19 protein-coding genes and 1 tRNA gene are annotated in these 21,568 nt (G+C 35.4%); 16 read left to right on the plus strand and 4 right to left on the minus strand.

Annotated features, from left to right (window positions below):
- Positions 1 to 147 precede the first annotated feature (147 nt).
- The 9 genes from rbfA to FD26_RS02150 all read left to right on the plus strand — a co-directional run bounded on the left by rbfA (position 148) and on the right by FD26_RS02150 (position 11,314).
- The gene (rbfA, locus tag FD26_RS02110; protein WP_057866786.1) at positions 148 to 507 is read left to right on the plus strand and encodes a 30S ribosome-binding factor RbfA; all 360 of its coding nucleotides are present in this window, start codon (positions 148 to 150) and stop codon (positions 505 to 507) included.
- Between the two features lie 161 nt (positions 508 to 668).
- Positions 669 to 1,577, plus strand: coding sequence for a tRNA pseudouridine(55) synthase TruB (gene truB / locus FD26_RS02115; protein ID WP_057866787.1), 909 nt, complete (start codon positions 669 to 671; stop codon positions 1,575 to 1,577).
- Between the two features lie 12 nt (positions 1,578 to 1,589).
- Entirely contained in the window at positions 1,590 to 2,519 is a 930-nt protein-coding gene (locus tag FD26_RS02120; protein WP_057866788.1) for a bifunctional riboflavin kinase/FAD synthetase, read from the plus strand.
- Positions 2,520 to 2,711: 192 nt separating this feature from the next.
- Positions 2,712 to 3,758: a heat-inducible transcriptional repressor HrcA gene (gene hrcA / locus FD26_RS02125; protein WP_057866789.1), complete on the plus strand. Its 1,047-nt coding sequence runs from the start codon at positions 2,712 to 2,714 to the stop codon at positions 3,756 to 3,758.
- 16 nt (positions 3,759 to 3,774) lie between these two features.
- On the plus strand, positions 3,775 to 4,341 hold the full coding sequence (gene grpE / locus FD26_RS02130) for a nucleotide exchange factor GrpE (protein ID WP_057866790.1): 567 nt from the start codon (positions 3,775 to 3,777) through the stop codon (positions 4,339 to 4,341).
- Positions 4,342 to 4,386: 45 nt separating this feature from the next.
- Complete coding sequence (gene dnaK, locus FD26_RS02135) at positions 4,387 to 6,249, plus strand: molecular chaperone DnaK (protein ID WP_057866791.1); 1,863 nt, start codon at positions 4,387 to 4,389, stop codon at positions 6,247 to 6,249.
- A 121-nt stretch (positions 6,250 to 6,370) separates the two neighbouring features.
- Positions 6,371 to 7,510 carry a molecular chaperone DnaJ gene (gene dnaJ / locus FD26_RS02140; RefSeq protein ID WP_057866792.1) on the plus strand — a complete coding sequence of 380 codons (1,140 nt, stop codon included), beginning with the start codon at positions 6,371 to 6,373 and terminating at the stop codon, positions 7,508 to 7,510.
- A 579-nt stretch (positions 7,511 to 8,089) separates the two neighbouring features.
- Positions 8,090 to 9,937 (plus strand): translation elongation factor 4, encoded by a 1,848-nt coding sequence (gene lepA / locus FD26_RS02145; RefSeq protein WP_057866793.1) that lies wholly within the window; start codon positions 8,090 to 8,092, stop codon positions 9,935 to 9,937.
- Between the two features lie 66 nt (positions 9,938 to 10,003).
- On the plus strand, positions 10,004 to 11,314 hold the full coding sequence (locus FD26_RS02150) for a dihydrolipoyl dehydrogenase family protein (protein ID WP_057866794.1): 1,311 nt from the start codon (positions 10,004 to 10,006) through the stop codon (positions 11,312 to 11,314).
- Positions 11,315 to 11,597: 283 nt separating this feature from the next.
- On the opposite strand, the gene galE is transcribed toward FD26_RS02150, so the two are convergent.
- Positions 11,598 to 12,587 carry a UDP-glucose 4-epimerase GalE gene (gene galE, locus FD26_RS02155; protein ID WP_057866795.1) on the minus strand — a complete coding sequence of 330 codons (990 nt, stop codon included), beginning with the start codon at positions 12,585 to 12,587 and terminating at the stop codon, positions 11,598 to 11,600.
- Between the two features lie 164 nt (positions 12,588 to 12,751).
- On the opposite strand from galE, the gene FD26_RS02160 reads away from it, so the two are divergent.
- The 4 genes from FD26_RS02160 (at position 12,752) to FD26_RS02175 (ending at position 16,490) form a co-directional block, all read left to right on the plus strand.
- Positions 12,752 to 13,411, plus strand: a complete 660-nt coding sequence (locus FD26_RS02160) for a class A sortase (RefSeq protein ID WP_103429318.1) — start codon at positions 12,752 to 12,754, stop codon at positions 13,409 to 13,411.
- A 104-nt stretch (positions 13,412 to 13,515) separates the two neighbouring features.
- Positions 13,516 to 15,825, plus strand: coding sequence for a single-stranded-DNA-specific exonuclease RecJ (gene recJ, locus FD26_RS02165; protein WP_057866797.1), 2,310 nt, complete (start codon positions 13,516 to 13,518; stop codon positions 15,823 to 15,825).
- Between the two features lie 21 nt (positions 15,826 to 15,846).
- Positions 15,847 to 16,365 (plus strand): adenine phosphoribosyltransferase, encoded by a 519-nt coding sequence (locus tag FD26_RS02170; RefSeq protein ID WP_057866798.1) that lies wholly within the window; start codon positions 15,847 to 15,849, stop codon positions 16,363 to 16,365.
- Positions 16,366 to 16,401: 36 nt separating this feature from the next.
- Positions 16,402 to 16,490: transfer RNA gene (locus FD26_RS02175), tRNA-Ser, on the plus strand.
- Positions 16,491 to 17,200: 710 nt separating this feature from the next.
- Here the strand turns inward: FD26_RS02175 and FD26_RS02180 are convergent.
- The gene (locus FD26_RS02180; RefSeq protein WP_057866799.1) at positions 17,201 to 17,686 is read right to left on the minus strand and encodes a TspO/MBR family protein; all 486 of its coding nucleotides are present in this window, start codon (positions 17,684 to 17,686) and stop codon (positions 17,201 to 17,203) included.
- A 114-nt stretch (positions 17,687 to 17,800) separates the two neighbouring features.
- On the opposite strand from FD26_RS02180, the gene FD26_RS02185 reads away from it, so the two are divergent.
- Genes FD26_RS02185 through FD26_RS02195 form a run of 3 tightly spaced genes read left to right on the plus strand, consistent with a single transcriptional unit; the run spans position 17,801 to position 19,905 of the window.
- Positions 17,801 to 18,019, plus strand: a complete 219-nt coding sequence (locus FD26_RS02185; RefSeq protein ID WP_057866800.1) for a phospholipase D-like domain-containing protein — start codon at positions 17,801 to 17,803, stop codon at positions 18,017 to 18,019.
- Positions 18,020 to 18,034: 15 nt separating this feature from the next.
- The gene (locus tag FD26_RS02190; protein ID WP_103429319.1) at positions 18,035 to 18,913 is read left to right on the plus strand and encodes a sulfite exporter TauE/SafE family protein; all 879 of its coding nucleotides are present in this window, start codon (positions 18,035 to 18,037) and stop codon (positions 18,911 to 18,913) included.
- Between the two features lie 2 nt (positions 18,914 to 18,915).
- Positions 18,916 to 19,905 (plus strand): ornithine cyclodeaminase family protein, encoded by a 990-nt coding sequence (locus FD26_RS02195; RefSeq protein WP_057866802.1) that lies wholly within the window; start codon positions 18,916 to 18,918, stop codon positions 19,903 to 19,905.
- Between the two features lie 253 nt (positions 19,906 to 20,158).
- On the opposite strand, the gene FD26_RS02200 is transcribed toward FD26_RS02195, so the two are convergent.
- Together FD26_RS02200 and FD26_RS02205 are read right to left on the minus strand one after the other, a co-directional pair.
- Complete coding sequence (locus FD26_RS02200) at positions 20,159 to 20,926, minus strand: ion channel (protein ID WP_057866803.1); 768 nt, start codon at positions 20,924 to 20,926, stop codon at positions 20,159 to 20,161.
- Positions 20,927 to 21,004: 78 nt separating this feature from the next.
- Positions 21,005 to 21,526, minus strand: a complete 522-nt coding sequence (locus FD26_RS02205; RefSeq protein ID WP_057866804.1) for a sunset domain-containing protein — start codon at positions 21,524 to 21,526, stop codon at positions 21,005 to 21,007.
- Between the last annotated feature and the right edge of the window lie 42 nt (positions 21,527 to 21,568).

The following is a 21,568-nucleotide window of genomic DNA, read 5'->3' on the forward strand; positions in this document are numbered from 1 at the left end:
TTTCAATAATTACCTAGATAAAACCGGCTTTTGAATAAATAGATTTAAAGACAGATGTGATATAATCAAACAGTGATGAATAAAAAGATAGCAAGTAAAACTAGAAATAGTTTTTAAAAATAATGGGATTAACAATGGAGGTACAACATGGTAAAACATCGTATTGGTCGTGTTGAACAAGAAATTCAAAAAGAAGTTAATGAAATTCTTTTAAAACGTGTTCGTGACCCTAGAGTACAAGGTGTCACTGTAACAGGTGTTGAAATGACAGGCGATTTACAACAAGCAACGATTTACTACAGCATTTTATCTGAAAAAGCTAGTGATGCTGAGAAGACACAAGATGGTTTAGATAAGGCAACTGGCCTTATTCGCCGAGAATTAGGACAAAAATTAACTTTATATAAAGTGCCTGAATTGGAATTTAAGCAAGATCAATCAGTTCGCTATGGCGAAAAGATTGATAAATTGATTGCTAAGCTACATCAAGATGAAGCCAATCGTTAATAAGTCGAAAAATTTAAAGAGCCATGAAATCCATCATCAAAGGGATTTTATGGTTCTTTTTTAGGATTGAAGTAATTCAATATTTTACCGAAGTATATCTTTATCTTGTTTAAGAAGACTAGTAAAATTATTGATGATATTATGATGAGACGGAGATTATTATGGACGGAGTAATTCCATTAAATAAAGAAATTGGACAAACTAGTTCAGATTATGTTTATAAATTAAGAAAAGTGTTACATACTAGAAAAATTGGCCACACAGGGACATTAGACCCATTGGTAGACGGAGTTTTACCCATCTGTGTGGGACAAGCTACTAAGTTAGTAAACACTCTTACAGGCTCTCCTAAAGAGTATGAGGGTGAGATCACATTAGGCAGATCTACAACGACCGAAGATTGCGAGGGGGATACTGTTGAAGAAAAGAAGCTAAGTCAACCGATTGCTGTTGAAGATTTGAATCAAGTCTTTCAACAAATGACAGGTGATATTACTCAAATTCCCCCTATGTTTTCGGCAGTTAGGGTCAATGGTAAAAAGCTATATGAATATGCTCGTGCTGGGATTGAGGTAGAACGTCCTGAACGAACTATTCATATTTATGATTTTCATATCTTAGGTGAGCCAGTGTTTGATGAAGCAACTGGCTATCAGACAATTCGCTTTCATGTCAAATGTTCAAAGGGAACTTATGTTAGAACGTTGGCAGTGGAATTTGGCAGAATGTTAGATCTACCAGCTTTTATGTCGCAATTAACTCGTGTGAAAAGTGCAGGCTTTGCTATCGGAGAAACCTTTACGATTGGTCAAATTGAAACGATGTTAGATCAAAATGATTTGAGTTTTTTGAAATCAATCGATGATGTGTTGAAAGATGTTCCAGCTCATGAATTGACTGACGAAGAATGGGAAGTACGAGTTTTTCACGGTGGTTTCTTAGATTTACCTATAGCCGATAAAACTAAACTGCTACGAGTAATGCGTTCAGGGACCACGAAGGCACTTTACAAGTATGATAAGGTAAGAGATATGTGGATTCCTGATTTAATGTTATTGAATAATAAGTAGAAGAGAGTAAAAATGCAGATTATAAATGTAAAGCATCCGCTACTCAATGAACAACGACCACAGACTGATACAGTTTTAATCATGGGTTTCTTTGACGGCGTTCATTTGGGGCATCAAAAAGTAATTAAGACGGGCGTGAATTTGGCCAAAAAGCATAATTTAAAGTCAGTCTTGCTAACTTTTGATCGTTCGCCACGGACGGTTTATCAACATGAGGAAGATTTTAAATATTTATCAACCAATGAACGTAAGGCTGAATTATTAGAGGCTTTAGGAATTGATTATCTTTATTTTGTAGAATTCAGTGATTCATTCGCTAAACTTAAACCACAAGAATTTGTCGACCAGTACATGATTAATTTGCAAGCCAAATATGTCGTGGCTGGTTTTGACTATACTTATGGGAAAAAAGATATCGCTAATATGGCAACTTTACCCAATTATTCTCGGGAACAATTTACAACAGTGATGGTTCCTGAACAAATTATTGACGATCAAAAAATCGGTTCATCAGCGATTAAAGATTTTATTACTCACGGAAAGATTGAAGAGGCCAATAAATTTTTAGGCTATATTTATCAAAATCAAGGCGTAGTTATTCATGGATTGCAACGTGGACGTACTTTGGGATATCCGACGGCAAATCTATCAGTTGATGGCAATCAATTAATTCCTTCAATTGGCGTCTATGCAACTAGAATTAAGGTTGGAAATAAGTGGTACAAAGCAATGACATCAGTTGGTTACAATGTCACCTTCAAAGAGAATACTGGTGTAACAATTGAAACCAATATCTTTGACTTTGATCAGGATATTTATGGTCAAAAGGTGCAATTAGAATGGGTAAAATATTTGCGTGGCGAAGTTAAATTTGATGATGCAGATGGGTTAGTCAAACAGTTAAAGCTAGATAAGGAAAACTCCTTATTAGCTTTGAAATAATTAAATACGTACTGAATTATGTTTGTTTTAGGACATATTCAAGTGCGTATTTTTTATAAGTAAAAGATATTTGAAAATTATAGAAATAATTTCAAAAAATGAGCGTGCATACTTGACACTAATAGGATAGATTGTTATATTTTACATTGTTAGCACTCAGGTATGAATAGTGCTAAAAAGGAGGACGGTATAATGCTATCACAACGTCAAGATGCAATCTTGAGAGAAGTCGTGCGCATATTTACAGATACCGGCCAGCCGGTTGGTTCGAAGACATTGATGAATGAACTACCTTTTCATGTAAGTTCTGCGACAATCAGAAATGAAATGGCAATGCTTGAAGAAGTTGGTTACCTTGAAAAAACTCATCTTTCTTCGGGTAGAATTCCTTCAGCAATGGGATATCGTTATTATCTTGATCATCTGGTACAACCAACTAGTGTGCCACAAGATATTGCACAAAGAATTGATGATGATTTCGGTAAAACTTATCATCAGATTGATGATATTATCGAACAGTCAGCCAAAATTTTATCTCATTTAACAAGTTACACAGCAATCACTTTGGGTCCTGAGAGCAATTCAATTTTATTGACTGGATTTAGAATTGTCCCTCTGAACTCGCATCAACTTATGGCAATTATTGTCACTAGTGATAATAATGTCGAGAATAATATTTATACAGTCGACGATGATTTTGATACTTCTATGATTGAAAAAATTGTAAATATTGTAAATGATAAATTAGTCGGACAACCTTTACCAAGGGTTATTAAGATGTTGCATAGCGATGTGCCAGCAATTCTTTCCGAATATATGTATTCAACCGATGGTTTGTTAGATATGATGGATCAGCTATTTAAAAAAGCTAGTTCCGAGAAGTATTACGTCGACGGTCAATTGAATCTTTTGAATTATGCTAATAATAATGATTTATCACAAGTACAATCATTATTTTCAATAATCAACCAGAGTACTGATTTGAGAAAATTAATTGATCCAAGCATTACCGATGATGACATCAAAGTTCGATTGGGTAGTGAACTTGGAACGGATGCATTAAAGAATTACAGTATTATTACTGCTAATTATGACATAGGACATCATGGTAAGGGCGTTATTGCCTTACTTGGTCCAACGACAATGCATTATTCACAATTGATTGGTTTGTTAGGTGAGTTCAGAGTTGAATTGGCAAAAAGACTGATTGATTATTATTCAAGGTATGATGATTCTTGAAATTTAGGAGGAAGTAATGGCAGATAAAGAAAAAGATCAAGATTTGAAGACTGCTAAAGAGGCAGCTCAAAAGACTGATAAGAATGCTGATGAAAAATCAGCTAAAAAGGATGCTAAGATTGATCCCAAAGATCAAGAAATCAAGGATCTGAAAGCTAAGAACGAAGAAATTTCTGACAATCTTTTGAGAACACAAGCTGAGCTTCAAAATATGAATAAACGTCATAGTAAAGAAGTAGCCGGTATTCTTAAATACGATGGTCAAAAATTAGCAACTGAGATTCTACCCGTAATAGATAATCTTGAACGTGCCTTGAGTGTTGAAGCTGACGATGATGCTAGCAAACAACTGAAAAAGGGTATTGAGATGGTTCAACAGCACATGGTAAAGGCGTTAGAAAATAATCATGTAACTGCAATTGATAATGTTGGTGAAAAGTTTGATCCAACTTTTAGTCAAGCCGTTCAAACTGTACCTGCTGATGATAAGCATGAAAAAGATACAGTAGTTCAAGTATTGCAAAAGGGTTATAAGTTAGAAGATCGTGTTCTTCGTCCAGCAATGGTTGTTGTTGCTCAATAAAAAAGTAAATAATAAATTAAAAATTAAAAAAAGAGGTTTAGGTTTATGTCTAAAGTTATTGGTATTGATTTAGGTACTACAAACTCTGCTGTAGCCGTTCTTGAAGGTGGCTCTCCAAAGATTATTACTAATCCAGAAGGTGCAAGAACAACTCCTTCAGTTGTTGCTTTCAAAGATGGTGAAATTCAAGTTGGTGAAGTTGCTAAGAGACAAGCAATTACAAACCCTGATACAGTTTCATCAATTAAGCGTCACATGGGTGAAGCAGGTTACAAGGTTAATGTAGCCGGCAAATCATATACACCACAAGAAATTTCAGCTTTCATTTTGCAACATATTAAGAAGTTTTCTGAAGATTACTTAGGTGAAGAAGTTACAGATGCCGTTGTTACAGTTCCTGCATACTTCAATGATTCACAAAGACAAGCTACTAAAGATGCTGGTAAGATTGCTGGTTTAAACGTTCAACGTATCGTTAACGAACCAACAGCTTCAGCACTTGCTTATGGTCTTGATAATGATAAGGGTGATGAAAAGATCCTTGTTTATGACCTTGGTGGTGGTACATTTGATGTTTCTGTTCTTCAATTAGGTGACGGTGTCTTCGAAGTACTTTCAACAAATGGTGATACACATCTTGGTGGTGATGATTTTGATCAAAAGATCATCGACTGGTTAGTAGAACAATTTAAGGCTAAGAATGGCGTTGATTTGTCACAAGACAAGATGGCCCTTCAAAGATTAAAGGATGCTGCTGAAAAAGCTAAGAAAGACTTATCAGGTGTTGCTCAAACATCAATTAGTCTTCCATTTATTTCATCTGGTGCTAATGGTCCTCTTCACTTGGAAGAAACATTGACACGTGCTAAATTTGATGAATTGACAGCCGATCTTGTTGAAAGAACAAAGATCCCAGTTGACAACGCTTTGAAAGATGCTAATTTAACAAATTCTGATATTGACAAAGTTATCTTAAATGGTGGTTCAACACGTATTCCTGCTGTTCAAGATGCTGTTGCTAAGTGGACTGGCAAAGCCCCAGATCACTCAATTAACCCTGATGAAGCCGTAGCTCTTGGTGCTGCTATTCAAGGTGGTGTTATCTCTGGTGATGTTAAGGACGTTGTTTTGCTTGATGTTACACCATTGTCATTAGGTATTGAAACAATGGGTGGAGTATTTACTAAGTTGATTGATAGAAATACAACTATTCCAACAAGTAAATCACAAGTATTTTCAACTGCTGCTGATAACCAAAGTGCTGTTGATATCCATGTTCTTCAAGGCGAACGTTCAATGGCTGCTGATAATAAGACTTTGGGTCGTTTCCAATTGACAGATATTCCTGCTGCACCTCGTGGAGTACCTCAAATCCAAGTTACATTTGATATTGATAAGAACGGTATCGTAAATGTTTCTGCTAAAGATATGGGTACTAACAAGGAACAAAAGATCACTATCAAGAGTTCATCCGGTTTAAGTGATGAAGAAATTGATAAGATGATGAAGGAAGCTAAGGAACACGAAGAGGAAGATAACAAACGTAAGGAAGAGGTTGATGTTAAGAATGATGTTGAACAAACATTGTTTGCAACAGATAAGACTTTAAAAGACGTTAAAGGCAAAGTTTCTGATGATGAAATCAAGAAAGCTCAAGATGCTCGTGATGCTTTGAAGAAGGCTCAAGACTCTGGTGATCTTGAAGATATGAAGAAGAAACGTGACGATTTGAACAAGATCGTTCAAGATCTTTCTGTAAAACTTTATCAACAAGCTCAACAAGCACAACAACAAGCTGGTGGCGAAGGTGCTACTGGTACAGGCTCAACTGATGATAAGAAGTCAGGCGACGACAATACTGTTGATGGCGACTTTTCAGAAGTAGATCCTGATAAAGATAAGAAATAATTGTGATAAAGAGCAGTGGTTTAATTACTAAAACCTTAATGGTATAGTGATAACAATAACTGCTCTTTTGAGCGTTAAAAAGAAATAGGACGATTTTGTCCTGTTACATAAAGGTGATTTAATGGCAGATAAAAATCCATATGACGTACTTGGCGTTGACAAAAACGCTTCTGATGACGATATAAGAAAGGCATTCCGTAAACTTTCTAAGAAGTATCATCCGGACTTGAACAAAGCTCCTGATGCTGAAGAGAAATTTAAGGAAGTAAATGCAGCCTACGAAATATTAAAAGATCCGCAAAAACGTGCACAATATGATCAATATGGTTCTGCCGGCATGAATGGTGGACAAGGTGGATTTGGCGGCTTCGGAGGCGGAGCTGGTTCTGATCAGTTCGGTGGCTTCGAAGATATCTTTAGTCAATTCTTTGGTGGCGGCGGTGCCGCTCGTCAAAATCCTAACGCTCCCAGACAAGGTTCCGATCTTCAGTATCGAATGGATCTAACTTTTGAAGAAGGAGTTTTTGGTAAGAAAACTAATATTTCCTATAACCGTGAAGAAGAATGTTCAACTTGTGATGGTTCAGGTGCTAAACCCGGAACTCATCCAGAAACATGTTCGAAGTGTCATGGTTCAGGTTATGTTGAAGTTGATCGCCAAACTCCACTTGGCCGTATGCGTACAAGAGTTGTTTGTGATGTCTGCAATGGTACCGGTAAGGAAATTAAAGAAAAGTGCCCTACATGTCATGGTTCAGGTAAGATCAATGAGAAGCATGAACTTAAGGTTACTGTACCAGCTGGTGTAGAAGATGGACAACAAATGCGTTTGGATGGCCAAGGTGAAGCCGGAACTAACGGTGGACCTTATGGTGATTTGTACATCGTCTTTCACGTTGCTCCAAGCAAGGAGTTTAGACGTGACGGATCAACAATTTATGCATCAGTCAACATCAGTTTCCCACAAGCTACATTAGGCGATAAAATCAAAGTTAATACTGTACATGGACCTGTAGAATTGAATATCCCAAGTGGTACTCAGACAGGAACAACATTTAGATTACGTGGTAAAGGTGCTCCAGTTTTGAATAGTAAGAGTATCGGTGATGAAAAGGTAACAGTTAATATTGTTACACCTCGTAAGTTATCTAATGAACAGCGTAATGCTTTGAAACAATTTGCCGAAGCTGGTGGCGACAAAGTCAAAGAAAAAGATAGTAACTTTTTCAATAAAGTAAGAGATGCCTTTAAAGGCGAATAAGTTTAAAAAATCGTTTTTAACTTCAAATAGGAGTTAGAAACGATTTTTTTGATGAAATATTATGGTTTGTGGCTCACTGCCGATTCCGGGACCTGGAGGGAAAACCAATATGGACGCTGGAACGCTGTGGACACGACTTGAAGTCAATTGAAGTTCGCAATTATCTTCAAGCTCGGTCTTGTCCTAAGCAATAAATTGCCGAGGACAATTTCACAGCTGAGGTCCATATTGATTTCCCCGGGTCCCTCCATCTAGTTTTTTGTTAACTGGAATGTATAATATATTTAAGTTCTTAAGTGTTGATTATATTCCTAGTGGTTTGGTTACATAGTTAATAAAATAATTTCATTATCATTTTTTTAGTAGGACTAATTAAATTTAGAAAAAGTCGTGCCCGCTGCGTTTCAGTCCAATTTTCTTGTTGTGGAGGATGGCAAAATTAGACTACATCGGTCTTGAGTAAAAACTGAAATTTAATTAGAATCTTAAATTTTTTGCAGAATTTTGTTAGCTAGAACATCGGTGTAGAATAGTGTAAAATAGAAAGAATGATAATTTTCTGATAGAAGGGAATAATTTATGGATTTAGATCTCGATAAGTTAAAAGAAAGACAAAAAAGAATTCGTAATTTTTCTATCGTAGCGCATATCGATCATGGTAAATCAACGATTGCTGATCGAATTTTGGAAAGAACTAAAACAATTTCAAAACGTGAGATGAAAGCACAGATCTTGGATGATATGGATCTGGAACGTGAACGTGGAATTACTATTAAGTTAAATGCGGTAGAACTTGAATATGAAGCAAAAGATGGGGAGACTTACATCTTTCATTTGATTGATACTCCAGGACACGTAGACTTCTCTTATGAAGTTTCACGGTCTTTGGCTGCTTGTGAGGGGGCCTTGTTGGTAGTGGATGCTGCTCAAGGTGTCGAAGCTCAAACATTAGCTAATGCTTACTTAGCAATTGATAATGACTTGGAAATTGTTCCGGTTATTAATAAGATTGATTTACCTTCAGCTGAACCAGATAAGGTAAAAGAGGAAATTGAAGAAACAATCGGAATTGATGCAGAATCCTCAGTTTTAATGAGTGCTAAAACTGGGATAGGTGTTGATGAATTATTGGAAAGAATTGTTTCTGATGTTCCCGCTCCAGAAGGAGATTTGGATAAACCACTTAAAGCATTGATTTTTGATTCTGTGTACGATAGTTATCGTGGCGTTGTTTTAGATGTACGTGTTCGAGAAGGCGTTGTAAAGGTCGGAGACACAATTGAATTGATGAGTAACAAGAAGACCTTTGAAGTTACTGAAGTTGGTGTAATGTCTCCTAAGGCGGTTAAACGTGATTATCTGATGGCTGGGGATGTTGGCTATATTACTGCGGTCATTAAGACAGTTAAGGATACTCAAGTTGGTGATACAGTCACATTGGCTGATAATCCAACTGATGAACCTTTAACGGGTTATCGCAAGAGTACACCAATGGTTTATGCTGGACTTTATCCAGTTGATAATGCTAAGTATGAAGATTTGCATGAAGCTTTGGATAAGTTGCAACTTAACGATGCGGCTTTGGAATACGAACCTGAGACTTCTCAGGCTTTAGGATTTGGATTCCGTGTCGGGTTCCTAGGACTGTTGCATATGGATGTCGTTCAAGAACGGTTGGAACGTGATTTTGACCTTGACCTAATTACTACGTCACCATCCGTTGACTATCATGTGACTAAGACTGATGGTGAGGAAATAATTGTTGATAATCCAGCAGAATTACCTGATGCAGCTGACATTAAAGAAATACGTGAACCGTTTGTGAGAGCGGAAATTATGGTTCCTGAAGACTATGTGGGTCCAGTAATGGAGCTTTGTCAGCGTAAGCGTGGGGAATTTGTAACCATGGATTATTTGGATAAATATCGAGTCAATGTAGTTTATAAACTGCCATTGTTGGAAATTATCTTTGATTTCTTTGATGATCTAAAGTCTAATACTAAAGGTTATGCATCACTTGATTATGACGTCGATGATTATGAACCAAGTGAATTAGTTAAAATGGATATTTTGCTTAATGGCGAATCAGTTGATGCTTTGAGCTTTATTGTTCATAAAGACTTTGCTCAAAAACGAGGACGTGATATTGTTGCTCGCTTGAAAGAAGTTATTCCAAGACAAATGTTTGAAATTCCAATTCAGGCAGCTATTGGCAATAAGATCGTAGCGCGTTCAAATGTTAAGGCTTATCGAAAGGATGTTACTGCTAAGTTGTATGGTGGTGATAGAACTCGTCGAGATAAGCTGTTGAACAAACAAAAGGCTGGTAAGAAACGAATGAAGGAAGTTGGTAAGGTGTCTGTACCACAAGAAGCCTTCATGTCAGTCTTAGATCTTAATCGAGGCAAAGAAGACGGTAAAAACTAAATAAGTGTTTATAATGTAATTAGTCATTGCATTATAAACGCTTTTTTTATTTGGAGGGATTTTGACATGGAAAAATTTGATACGATCATTATAGGAGCTGGTCCAGCAGGGTTGGCTGCAGCCTATAATCTTAAAAGCAATAATCAGAAAGTAGCTGTTGTTGAAAATAATCTCTGGGGTGGAACATGCCCTAACCGTGGCTGTGACCCTAAAAAAGTTCTTTTGAGTGGCGTAGAAGCCCGTGACCGGATGGTTCAATTGCAAGGTAAAGGTTTTGATGAGGTGCCTTACGTTAATTGGAAAGAACTAGAAAGCTTTAAAGAAAAATTTACTGATCCAGTTTCCAAAAACAGTCGGGATGGAATAGTTAAAGGCGGGATTACTGCGATTGATGGTCAGCCAAAATTTGTTTCAGACAATGAGATTGTGGTTAATGGGCAGGATCATTATCAGGCTGACAAATTTATTATTGCTACAGGACAACGCCCAAGCTATTTGAACATTGAGGGTAAAGAACATTTGCTTTCAAGTACTGATTTTCTTTCATTAAAAAAAATGCCCAAGGATATAACAATTATCGGAGCGGGGTACATTGCTTTTGAATTGGCTACAATTGCTAACGCAACTGGGGCAAAAGTTCATATTATTCATCATAATGATCATCCTTTAAAAGAATTTGACCAAGAGTATGCTATGGAATTAGTCAAACAGCTAGAAAATAAGGGTGTTGATTTTAACTTCAATGTTGATACTAAAGAAATTGAACAACAATCGAATGGCCAATACCTTCTTAGAGGCACAGATTTTGAATTGACAACTGATTTGGTTATTGGTGCTACTGGTAGAATTGCTAATACTGATTTCTTAGATTTGGAAAAGGCTGATGTGAAGTATTCTCGCCACGGAATTCAAGTAAACGACAAGTTACAGTCCACTAATAGTAAAATTTATGCCATTGGCGATGTCGTTGATACTAAGCAGCCTAAATTGACACCAGTTGGCGGCTTTGAAGCAAGTTATGTCAGTGATGTTATTTTAGGAAAAACTACTCAAGCAATTGTTTATCCTTTAATTCCTACTGTAGTTTATGGTAGTCCTAAATTGGCTAAAGTCGGGGTACAAACAGGTGTTAAAGTCATAAACCAGGATGTAACTAGTTGGTTCACTTATAGTCATACTAATGAAAATAAGGCTAAAATTAGGATAGTACTTAATGAAAAGTCAGAAATTATCGGGGCAACAGTTTTGAGTAACGAAGCTGATAGCTTTATTAATCTTTTAACATTGGCAATTAAACAAAAGATGACGCATCAAGATATTGAAAAAGAAATATTTGCCTATCCTACTGCAGCTAGTGATTTAGAATATTTGATTTAAAATATGAAAAAATCTCATGATAAAATATCATGGGATTTTTCATTACCAGGAGTAAGATGTTCTAGTTCATAAAATAATTTTACGTAATATGATAATATTCTAATTAATTATATTATAAAAACACTGCTTAATATAACGGATTTTAATAGTCCAAAAGATTTCATTTTTTGGTAAAAATCAAGTATGATAGTATAAATTTAAATTTTGAGTTTTTAGTTAATTTCAAATAAAAATGGCAGCCAGTATCTGTCTTGATACTAACTGCTATTTTTATTAAAGATTATTAGTCTTCATAACCGTTTAAATGTTTTGACTTGAAGTTCCAAGCATCACTGATAACTTTTTCGACGTCATCATATTTAGGGCTCCACTTGAGAACAGTTCTAGCCTTAGTTGAGTCAGCAATCAAAGTACTAGGATCGCCGGCACGACGTGGACCAATTTTGGCAGGAATTTCTTTGCCGGTAGCTTTACGAGCTGCTTCAAGAATTTCCTTGTTAGAGAAGCCATTGGATGAGCCAAGATTGAAGACATCACTGTCATGTCCAGCACGTAAATATTCCATAGCTAAACGATGAGCTTCAGCTAGATCTTCAACATGGACATAGTCACGAACGTTAGTACCGTCTTTAGTATCGTAATCATCACCGAAGATAGTTAATTCGTCGCGTTGACCAGCTGCAACTTGTAAAACAACTGGAATTAAGTGGGTTTCAGGATTGTGATCCTCACCAATTGAACCATCAGATTTAGCACCTCCAACATTAAAGTATCTTAAAGCGACAAACTTGATACCATAGGCGACATCACACCAATGCATGATTTTTTCCATGGCTAGCTTGCTTTCACCATAGGGATTAGTTGGAACAGTAGGATCAGTTTCTTTAATTGGAATATGTTTAGGTTCGCCATAAGTCGCTGCAGTGGAAGAGAAGACGATATGCTTAGTTCCAAAGTTATGCATGACTTGTAGCAAAGAAATCATTCCTGAAGTATTATTATCAAAATACTTTAAAGGATCTTTCATCGATTCTGGAACGATTGAGAAAGCAGCAAAGTGAATAACATCAGTAATGTTTTCATTTTGGAATAATTTAATCAAAAATTCTTTATCACGGACATCACCTTGATAGAATTTGGCTTTGTGATTGATAGCTTGGACGTGACCTGTAGAAAGGTTGTCTGCCACGATTACATCATAACCTTGTTCACACAAATGATCGACCGTATGTGAACCGATATAACCGGCCCCACCTAAAACAAGAATGCTCATAAAATTACCTCCAGATTGATTTATAATTACATTATAGCTTATTTATATAGTATTAATTTTAGTAAAACTAGTAAAACTGTACAATAAATTAAAAACTTAACTTTTAACGGTAGTTGTTTTAAGATTAGTTTATATTGTAAATTCATTGAAATGGAATGAAAAAAATGAAGAAATTCTTTTCAATTTTTGGAACAGTCCTGCTGCTTCTAGTAGCATTAGTATTGATTTTTAATCAGCCGATCAAAGAATATGCTGTTAAACGTATTTCTCAAAGAAACTTAACAACGTTAACCGCCAAGAAGGCTCAGGAAAATGCTAAGAAGTCAGGACAATTTGATTTTAATAAAGTAAAACCTATTTCAGCTTCCCAGGTAGCTCAAGCGTCAGTTAAGAATGACGCTGCCGTAATCGGTAAGATGGCTGTACCTTCAGTTAATTTGCGCTTGCCAATTGTCGTTGGTTTGAGTGACAATGCTCTTTCAACCGGTGGTGGCACGATGAAAAAGGATGAGGAAATGGGAAAATCTAATTATGCTTTAGCTGGTCATTATATGACTAACCAAGGTGCATTATTTTCACCCTTAGAAAATGCTCAAATAGGTGATATGGCATATATTACCGATATGAAACGAGTTTATACATACAAGATTTACTTTAAGAAAATTGTTCCGCCAACAGCAGTTTATCTGCTTGATGATGTTAAAGGTCAAAGTATTTTAACATTGATCACTTGTGCTGACGGTGGTACTAACCGTTGGGCTTTGCAGGGTTCATTAGTCAGCAGTCAGCCGGCCAATAAAGGTACTCTAGCAGTCTTTTCTTAATGATTCCTTAAAAAGTTTTGAAATGTATTTGCAAATGATATTTCAAGGCTTTTTTTTTATGTTTGATAATTGATATAATTAACTAATTGTTAGTAGGTGATGGATTGACATTAATAAATTGGGAAAAGCGAAGTAATCCCACAAAAGAAGAGATAAATAAATTTGCTGAGGAAAAGCATCTTAGTCCAATTGTTGCTGAGTTGCTTTTAGAACGAGGGTTAACTGATCCAGCTGAAATTGAAACTTTCTTGCATAGCGATGCTAAAGAATTGCAAGATCCTTTTGGCTTGCATGATATGGATAAAGCCTTAGAGTTGATTGACGAGGCGGTTGAGTCTGACGCTAAGATCGCAATTTATGGCGATTATGATGCTGATGGCGTAACAAGTACTTCAATCATGAAATTAACTTTACAAAAATTGGGCAACAAACCAATTTTCTATATTCCAGATCGTTTTAAAGATGGCTATGGGCCTAATTTGGATCGCTATAAGTTTTTAGCGGACCAGGGTATTGATCTACTGATTACAGTTGATAATGGTGTTAGTGGTAAAGAACAAATTAAGTATATGAAGGACCGCGGTATTAAAGTTATCGTTACAGATCACCATGATTTACCTGCGGAATTGCCAGAAGCCGATGCTATCGTGCATCCGACGATTCCTGGTTCTGAGTATATTTGTCCTTATTTATCAGGTGCTGGTGTAGCCTTTAAGATAGCTGACGCTTTATTAGGCGACGAGGCAATGGATTTGATTGATTTGGCTGCTATTGGAACAATTGCTGATTCTGTGGCTCTCAAAGGCGAAAATCGAGTGATTGTAACTGAAGGTTTAAAACAGATGAAACAAGATCATCATGTTGGTCTGAGTGCTTTGCTTAAAAAATGCAAAGTGAAATTAAGTGGTCTTGATGAAGAAGAAATTGCCTTTAAAGTTGCACCTAGAATCAATGCTTTAGGTCGTTTGGAAAATGCTTCTTCTGGCGTGGAATTGTTAACCACTGGGGATGCCTCATTTGCTAAGGAAATTGTTGATGAAACCGAGGAAATTAACTCACGTCGTCAAGAGTTGGTTGCTGAAGCTTTTGCGGATGCCCAAACACAAATTGTCGCCCAAAAAGATAACGGAGTAATTGTTTTAAAAGGCAATGGATGGCATCAAGGCATTTTAGGGATTGTAGCCAGTCGGACAATGGATCAAGAGAATAAACCGGTATTGGCAACTCAATTTGATGAGAATAGCGGCGTAATGAAGGGCTCAGGTAGAAGCCCAGAAGGATTTAACTTATTCACAGCTTTAGATAAGCATCGCGACTTATTTACTGCTTTTGGAGGACATGCTCAAGCCTGTGGATTTTCAATTGAGGAAGAGCAATTGGATAAATTGACCGAGTTGTTGCAAGCAGAACCAGCTGAACAAGGATTCGATCCCCATGCACCGGTCGTTAAAAAGTATGATTTGGACTTAACAATCGCTAATCTAAATCTTGATTTAATTAAACAAATTCGACAATTAGCTCCGTTTGGAATGGGTAATCCTAAGCCAGTTATTAAGTTAAAAAATGTAGCTTTAACACAAGTTAAGTCGATCGGTAAAGATGGTTCTCACTTGAAAACTATGGTAGCTAATCAAGGTTATCAAATCGATGCGATTGGTTTTGGAATGTTTGAAAAAGCCCGTAGCCTTAATCCAGAGATTTGTGATGTGTATGGTGAACTTGGTATTAACGAATGGGCAGGGCGTAAAAATTTACAATTAATGCTAGATGATTTTCAAATTTCACCACAGGCAGCAAAGATTGAAAGCTTAAAGAAGATTTATCTCGATTATCGTGATAAGCGACTTTCAACCGAGATCATGAATCATTTTGATGATATTGTCTTCTTTAACGAAACATATTATCAAGCAGCTAAGCGATCCAATGTGAAAGCTAAATTGATTCGTTACGATGAAGAATGCGATGGAAATAATATTCTAATCTATGATCGACCTCACGATATTGAATTATTTAAGAATTTTATTAAAGAGAATAGAACTCAACATACGGCACTTTTTTTCCATACTGATTTGACAGCAAGATATCTTAAACCTGATATGGAAAAGATGAAAACCTTGTTGAAATATCTTTATACGCATCAAAATATCACTGAAGATGGCATGGATTTGGTAGCAAATTACTTAAATTTGCAAAAAACTGACGTTGATTTCTATTTAAAAGTGTTTTTTGAGTTAAATTTTGTTAAAATAGTAAATGGTTTTGTTGAAAAAGCTAATGCTTCACAACAACGTGAGTTGGCAGAATCTCCGACTTATTTGAAGAGATTACAACGCAATGATGTTGAAAAAATATTAATTGAATCCAACTTTGACGATCTTTTATCCTGGATGAGTGATTACGATTGCCACTGTTAGGTTGAATGGGGAATTTAAAAAATGGATATTGATTTTAAGAAATATGTTGCTAATGTTCAAGATTTTCCAGAACCTGGTGTACTATTTCGAGATATTTCACCATTAATGGCTGATGGTAAAGCATATGCTGCGGCAACCGATAAGATTGTTGAATATGCTAAGAGCCGTGGTGCAGAAATGATTGCAGGACCCGAAGCACGTGGTTTTATTGTTGGATGTCCAGTCGCATATAATATGGGAATTGGTTTTGCGCCTGCCCGTAAAAAAGGTAAGTTGCCTCGAGAAACAGTATCAGTTTCATATGATCTTGAGTATGGTCAAGCATCATTATATATGCAAAAAGATGCTATTAAACCAGGTCAAAAAGTTCTAGTTGTTGACGATTTAATGGCAACCGGCGGTACTTTGGCAGCAACAATTAAGTTGATTGAAAAATTAGGTGGTATCGTTGTCGGTACAGCCTTCTTGATTGAATTAACTGATTTGCACGGACGTGATAAAATAAAAGGGTATGATATGTTTACTCTTATGCAATATTAATTTAAAATAGACTTGAGTGATTCAAGTCTTATCTATGGTGAGTTGGCAGAGTGGTAATGCACCGGACTCGAAATCCGGCGAACCCGTTATACGCGGGCGCGCAGGTTCAAATCCTGTACTCACCTTATATAGCTAATTTTAGAACATCTGGTGATGTTCTATTTTTTTGCCTTAGAAGTTCTGATACATATTTAATCTGGAACACCTTTGAATAATAATAAGAGGCTAGAGTGTGTCTTAATCCGTTTAATGCAGTTTGTATCAGTTGAATTTTTTTGTTAATAGATTTAAAAACGGTATTTTCGGGATCACAATATTTATTTTTTAATTTCCATTCAATTGGCTTTTTTTATTGTTTCAAAATAACTGACAATTCGGGTAGTAAGGGGATTGTTCTAACTGAACTGGGAGTTTTGGTTGGCGAAACTATTTTTTAGTATCTTGATAATCATAAATAGTTTTGACGTGTATTTCTTGCTTTTTGAAGTTGACATTATTCCAATCAAATATTTAAATACGAAAATAGTTAATGACTTTTTGCATTATAGTCATTAGCTATTTTTATATAGATTTAAATTTTATTGTTGCTACAAACATAAGGTTAATAATATCAATTAATACACCAATCTGGAACGGAGCCAGGATAGTCTCAGCCATGAAATTATTCTTAGCTGGCGATTTTTGCCGGCTTAGAATAAGACTCGTTTTGGAAACAATTTGAACTTCAATTGATTTCAAACGACGTCCATGGCGTTCCAGACTATTCCTAGCGCAGTGGAAGATGGAATCCTTCAATCTCCACGTTTTAACCAAGTATAAATAAGGGCTATTCAAATTAATTTAAAATCACAACTCCTAAAGTTAAGTAAGTAGCAAATAAAATCCAAAGCATATATGGAATTAATAAATAACTAGCCAATTTACTAACTTTGTAAAATTCGACAATGCACAAAAGTACAATTAAATCTAAGAAGATAATAATTATCAATCCTATGAAATAAAATTGATTGAAGAATACGATTGACCAAATAAAATTTAAAAGTAACTGTAGCCAGAATAATAAAGTGGGATTAAATGAAAATTTTATGCGGGATTTATTAGAAATTATAATAATATACCCAGCAACAGCAATCATAAGATAGAGCAGGGGCCAGACAATTCCAAATAAATAGTCAGGCGGGGATAATGGTGGCAGATTTAAGGCATTGTACTTTAATTTTATATTGCCAGCAAAGACTGAGGATAGCATTCCTAACAGTTCAATCAGAACAATAAAGAAGATCAATTTGAGAGCATTGCTTTTAATAGATAATTTACCCATAACAAGTATCCTCCTTAATTAGTGATTTATTTAATTATATCCGGATACCAGTAAGATACTCAATTTTTTTGGTAATTTGGTAATATAATTCGATTTAGTGGCAAATGGATTAATTTGGTAAGTGATGGCGAAGAAGTAACTTATGGAAAATCGCCAAAAAAATCAGTAAATACTGGAGTAGTTACCACCAAGAATAGTTCTATGGTTTTCTTAGCCCAAGAGTATGTTCTGCATGATGCTTATAATCTCAGAACTTTATCAATGTTGAAATCGGAAGCTCAGAAAAAATTTGGCAACGATTTAGAGGGAGTTCGAAACATCTACTTCGATTAGAAACGGGGAATTATGATGCTAATTATTTTATTAGGTGCGATCATTATCGTTAATTTAATTTATATTTTTATGTTAGGTAAAGATCTTTGGAAACATAAAGATGAAGTTATGAAAGAACCGGCTAGTAATATTTGGACGCCAATTTCACAAATAGTAATTTATTTTTTATCCACGTTTGGTATTTCAGATTTTGCGATTTCGACAGCCTTGTATCCAAAGGCTAAATGGGTTTCTATGAAAAAATTACCAGGAACTTTAAATACTCAATGCGTTATTCCGGTGTTTGTCATGTCCTTAGCTTATATTACTAATATTTCTGTAGGAATTAAGACCTTATTAGTTTGTATAGTTTGTCAAGTTGTAGGTGCTTATATTGGACCACGTTTTGTTGTTAAATTATCGGAAAGAGTTATTAGAAATTTTGTGATAGTTGGTTTATTAGTTGCGACGGCGCTGATTTTGGGTGGTAAATTTGGTATTATTCCATCAAATGGAACGGCAACAGAACTTTATGGATGGAAATTAGTTTTGACAGGAATTTTGATGTTCGCTTATGGAGCATTGAATAATATTGGAATCGGTTCGTATGCTTTAACGATGGCTACCGTTTATGCAATGGGTTTAAATCCGGTTGCTGCTTTTCCTATTATGATGGGCGGAGCTACTTTTTCAGTTTCAATAGGTAGTATGCAATTTATTAAACTAAATGATTATTCAAGAAAAATTACAATGTTTTCAGTATTTGGAATTATCGGAGTATTAATTGCCGTCTTTTTAGTAAAGAGTTTAAATACGTCTGTATTGCAATGGATTGTTGTGCTGGTTCTATTATATTCAGCAGTATCACTTTATTTAGGAAATAAAACAGAAGCCAAGAAAACCGAGGAGATCTAGCTATGATTTATTTAACAAAAGATGATATAAAGAAAGTATTCTCAATGCGCGAGGCGCTTGATGCCGATAAAGAGGCCTTGAGCTGGTATTCTAAAGGCGAAGCAAATATTCCTTTAAGAACCAATATTGATATTCCTGAATATAATGGACAAAGTCTTTATATGCCGGGATATGTTGGTGGAGAAAATCCGGCTTTAGGAATGAAGATAGTTTCAGTTTATCCTGATAACATAAAACATGATTTGCCAAGTGTGCCCGCTACAATGGTAGTTTTAGATCCAAAGACAGGGATCGTTAAGGCTATCTTGGATGGAACCTATTTAACACAATTAAGAACTGGGGCATTCCAAGGATTAGCAACCGAATTATTATCAAATGAAGATGCTAAAACAGCATTGTTAATTGGTACGGGTGGTCAAGGTATGGCGCAGTTAGAGGCTATGCTAACGGTAAGAAATCTAGAAAAAGTATATGTTTTTGATATTGATAAATCTAGAGCAAAAGATTTTTGCGACCAAGCTCGGAATAACTTCAAAAATAAATTCAATACAATTTTTGAAAGCGTCGATAACGTTAATGATGTTTCAGAAATGGTTGATATTATTACTACGGTTACAACTTCAAGAAAAGCCACTTTTGATGGTTCTAAAATAAAAAAAGGCGTTCATATCAACGGAGTAGGAGCATATACACCAGAAATGTGTGAGATTCCTTCCTCAGCTTTGATTAATGCTGATGAAATCTATTTTGATACGATGGACGGAGTGCTAGCTGAGGCTGGAGATATTATTCAGCCAATGAATAAAAATCTTCTAAAAAACGATAATATTAATGGTGAATTAGGACAGTTAATTAATGGAAATATATCAGGAAGAAAAAGTGAAGATGATATTACCATTTTTAAAACGGTAGGTACAGCTGCGCTAGATGTTATAGTAGCTGATAGAATAGTAAAGCGAGCACTTGTTGAAAATAGCGTTGTAGAAATTTGATTTTTTCTATAATAATTATTGAATCAAGATATAGTAATTTTATATATTATTTTAAAAAAAATAAAAAATCCACTGGGTAGGTGGCTTTTTCGTGTTAGAAGGGTTAGTTAATAGAAGAATCGTACTAATGAGAATTTAGATACGTTTATTGCATATTTTGGGTTTCTTCTAACAAGCTTATTATATTACAATACTAATAAAAAAGTAGTGCTTTTTTTAAAAAAATTATATGAAAACGTTTTTGAATGATATATTAATTTTTTTCATGATGCTGATTTTCCTTTAGACGTTCGATTTCTTGTCGCAATTTATGGTTATCTTTTTCAAGATTATCAAGCTTAAGGATAATTTTATCCAGCTTATCATCGCTTTTAATAGTATTCTCACTCGTTACGTAACTAGTAATAGTACTAGTTAACGTACCGATAAAGCCAATTCCAATAATCATAAGGGAAATAGCAGCCAGACGACCCGCTAGTGTTTTAGGAGCGACATCGCCATATCCAACAGTTGAGGCAGTAACAATTGCCCACCAAAAAGAATTGCTTAGTGAAACGTCTTCGGCCAAAGAGTAAGTGATAGCTGCAGTTATTAAGACAATTCCCCAAATAATGATCAGATAAATAAAACCGTTTATTTTGAAGAACTTTTTAGCGTTCTTTTGCAGTTTACCGGCAGTACCAACGAATCTAATTAAAGTAAATACTTTAGCAAAGCGAATGACATTCATAACGCGAAAAATTCTAAAGGCATTAAAAATAGTGTTGAATGGTAGAATAGCTAGCAAATCTACGATGTTATGACGAAAGAATCGTGATTTATTTTTAGCTAAATAAAGTCTGCCAAAATAATCAAAGGCAAAGATTAAAAGTGTGATAATATCGATTTCAATATAAGGCGATCTGGTAACGTTAAAACCGGGTATATAATTGAGAACCAAAATCATTAATGAAGCTAGCCCGGCTAAAACAATTACTAAATAATAGCTGTTCGAATGTAAAAATTTATGAAATTTTTTCATTTTTTATCAATCCCATTAGTAAGATGTTTTAACTGTAATATAGCACTAACGGGGAAAGTTCGTTTCATTAAAAATATTTTAGCGTTTAGATTTTTGATAGCCAGCATTGATGGCATCTTGTTCAGAACTAAAGTAAACAGCATGGCTAGATTTTATATTGTAGCTTTGTTGCCCAGGAACATGATAAATCTTTGAAAGAGAGTTACCAATGATCCAACCTTTACTGGTAGTTGTATCGACAGTAGGCGTATCAACAGAAGTGGAAGGGGTAGTTGATGTTTTGAATGTATTAGTAGTTAAGTAATTAGAGCTGACCCATTCATTCGTAGCTACGCGATAATATGTGAATCCGTCATTACCGGAAATAGTTCTGTCGAAATACCATGAGCTATTGGGCGATAAAGCACGATTAGTTATGTTATATAGAATGTTTTCATTCAAACCTTTTAGGTAAGCAACCTGATTGGTAGTAACCGCACCTTGGGTACCATAATTTATTTTTCCGAGGGTTGTGGTATTAGCACTTGCAACTGTAGGGAAGATAGAACCTACTAATAAAAGGGCTGAAGTTAACACCCCAGAAATGAGACTTTTTTTCATATTTATTTCCTCCTAAAAACCTTTGTATAAATATAATTATAT

The sequence above is a fragment of the Companilactobacillus crustorum JCM 15951 genome, assembly GCF_001434585.1.
Taxonomy (GTDB): Bacteria; Bacillota; Bacilli; order Lactobacillales; family Lactobacillaceae; genus Companilactobacillus; species Companilactobacillus crustorum.

What these genes read in the sequence shown, in the direction of transcription:
- rbfA (WP_057866786.1), top strand. Translation starts at nt 148, where the DNA reads ATGGTAAAACATCGTATTGGTCGTGTTGAACAAGAAATTCAAAAAGAA.
- truB (WP_057866787.1), top strand. Translation starts at nt 669, where the DNA reads ATGGACGGAGTAATTCCATTAAATAAAGAAATTGGACAAACTAGTTCA.
- FD26_RS02120 (WP_057866788.1), top strand. Translation starts at nt 1,590, where the DNA reads ATGCAGATTATAAATGTAAAGCATCCGCTACTCAATGAACAACGACCA.
- hrcA (WP_057866789.1), top strand. Translation starts at nt 2,712, where the DNA reads ATGCTATCACAACGTCAAGATGCAATCTTGAGAGAAGTCGTGCGCATA.
- grpE (WP_057866790.1), top strand. Translation starts at nt 3,775, where the DNA reads ATGGCAGATAAAGAAAAAGATCAAGATTTGAAGACTGCTAAAGAGGCA.
- dnaK (WP_057866791.1), top strand. Translation starts at nt 4,387, where the DNA reads ATGTCTAAAGTTATTGGTATTGATTTAGGTACTACAAACTCTGCTGTA.
- dnaJ (WP_057866792.1), top strand. Translation starts at nt 6,371, where the DNA reads ATGGCAGATAAAAATCCATATGACGTACTTGGCGTTGACAAAAACGCT.
- lepA (WP_057866793.1), top strand. Translation starts at nt 8,090, where the DNA reads ATGGATTTAGATCTCGATAAGTTAAAAGAAAGACAAAAAAGAATTCGT.
- FD26_RS02150 (WP_057866794.1), top strand. Translation starts at nt 10,004, where the DNA reads ATGGAAAAATTTGATACGATCATTATAGGAGCTGGTCCAGCAGGGTTG.
- galE (WP_057866795.1), bottom strand. Translation starts at nt 12,587, where the DNA reads ATGAGCATTCTTGTTTTAGGTGGGGCCGGTTATATCGGTTCACATACG.
- FD26_RS02160 (WP_103429318.1), top strand. Translation starts at nt 12,752, where the DNA reads ATGAAGAAATTCTTTTCAATTTTTGGAACAGTCCTGCTGCTTCTAGTA.
- FD26_RS02170 (WP_057866798.1), top strand. Translation starts at nt 15,847, where the DNA reads ATGGATATTGATTTTAAGAAATATGTTGCTAATGTTCAAGATTTTCCA.
- FD26_RS02180 (WP_057866799.1), bottom strand. Translation starts at nt 17,686, where the DNA reads ATGGGTAAATTATCTATTAAAAGCAATGCTCTCAAATTGATCTTCTTT.
- FD26_RS02190 (WP_103429319.1), top strand. Translation starts at nt 18,035, where the DNA reads ATGCTAATTATTTTATTAGGTGCGATCATTATCGTTAATTTAATTTAT.
- FD26_RS02195 (WP_057866802.1), top strand. Translation starts at nt 18,916, where the DNA reads ATGATTTATTTAACAAAAGATGATATAAAGAAAGTATTCTCAATGCGC.
- FD26_RS02200 (WP_057866803.1), bottom strand. Translation starts at nt 20,926, where the DNA reads ATGAAAAAATTTCATAAATTTTTACATTCGAACAGCTATTATTTAGTA.
- FD26_RS02205 (WP_057866804.1), bottom strand. Translation starts at nt 21,526, where the DNA reads ATGAAAAAAAGTCTCATTTCTGGGGTGTTAACTTCAGCCCTTTTATTA.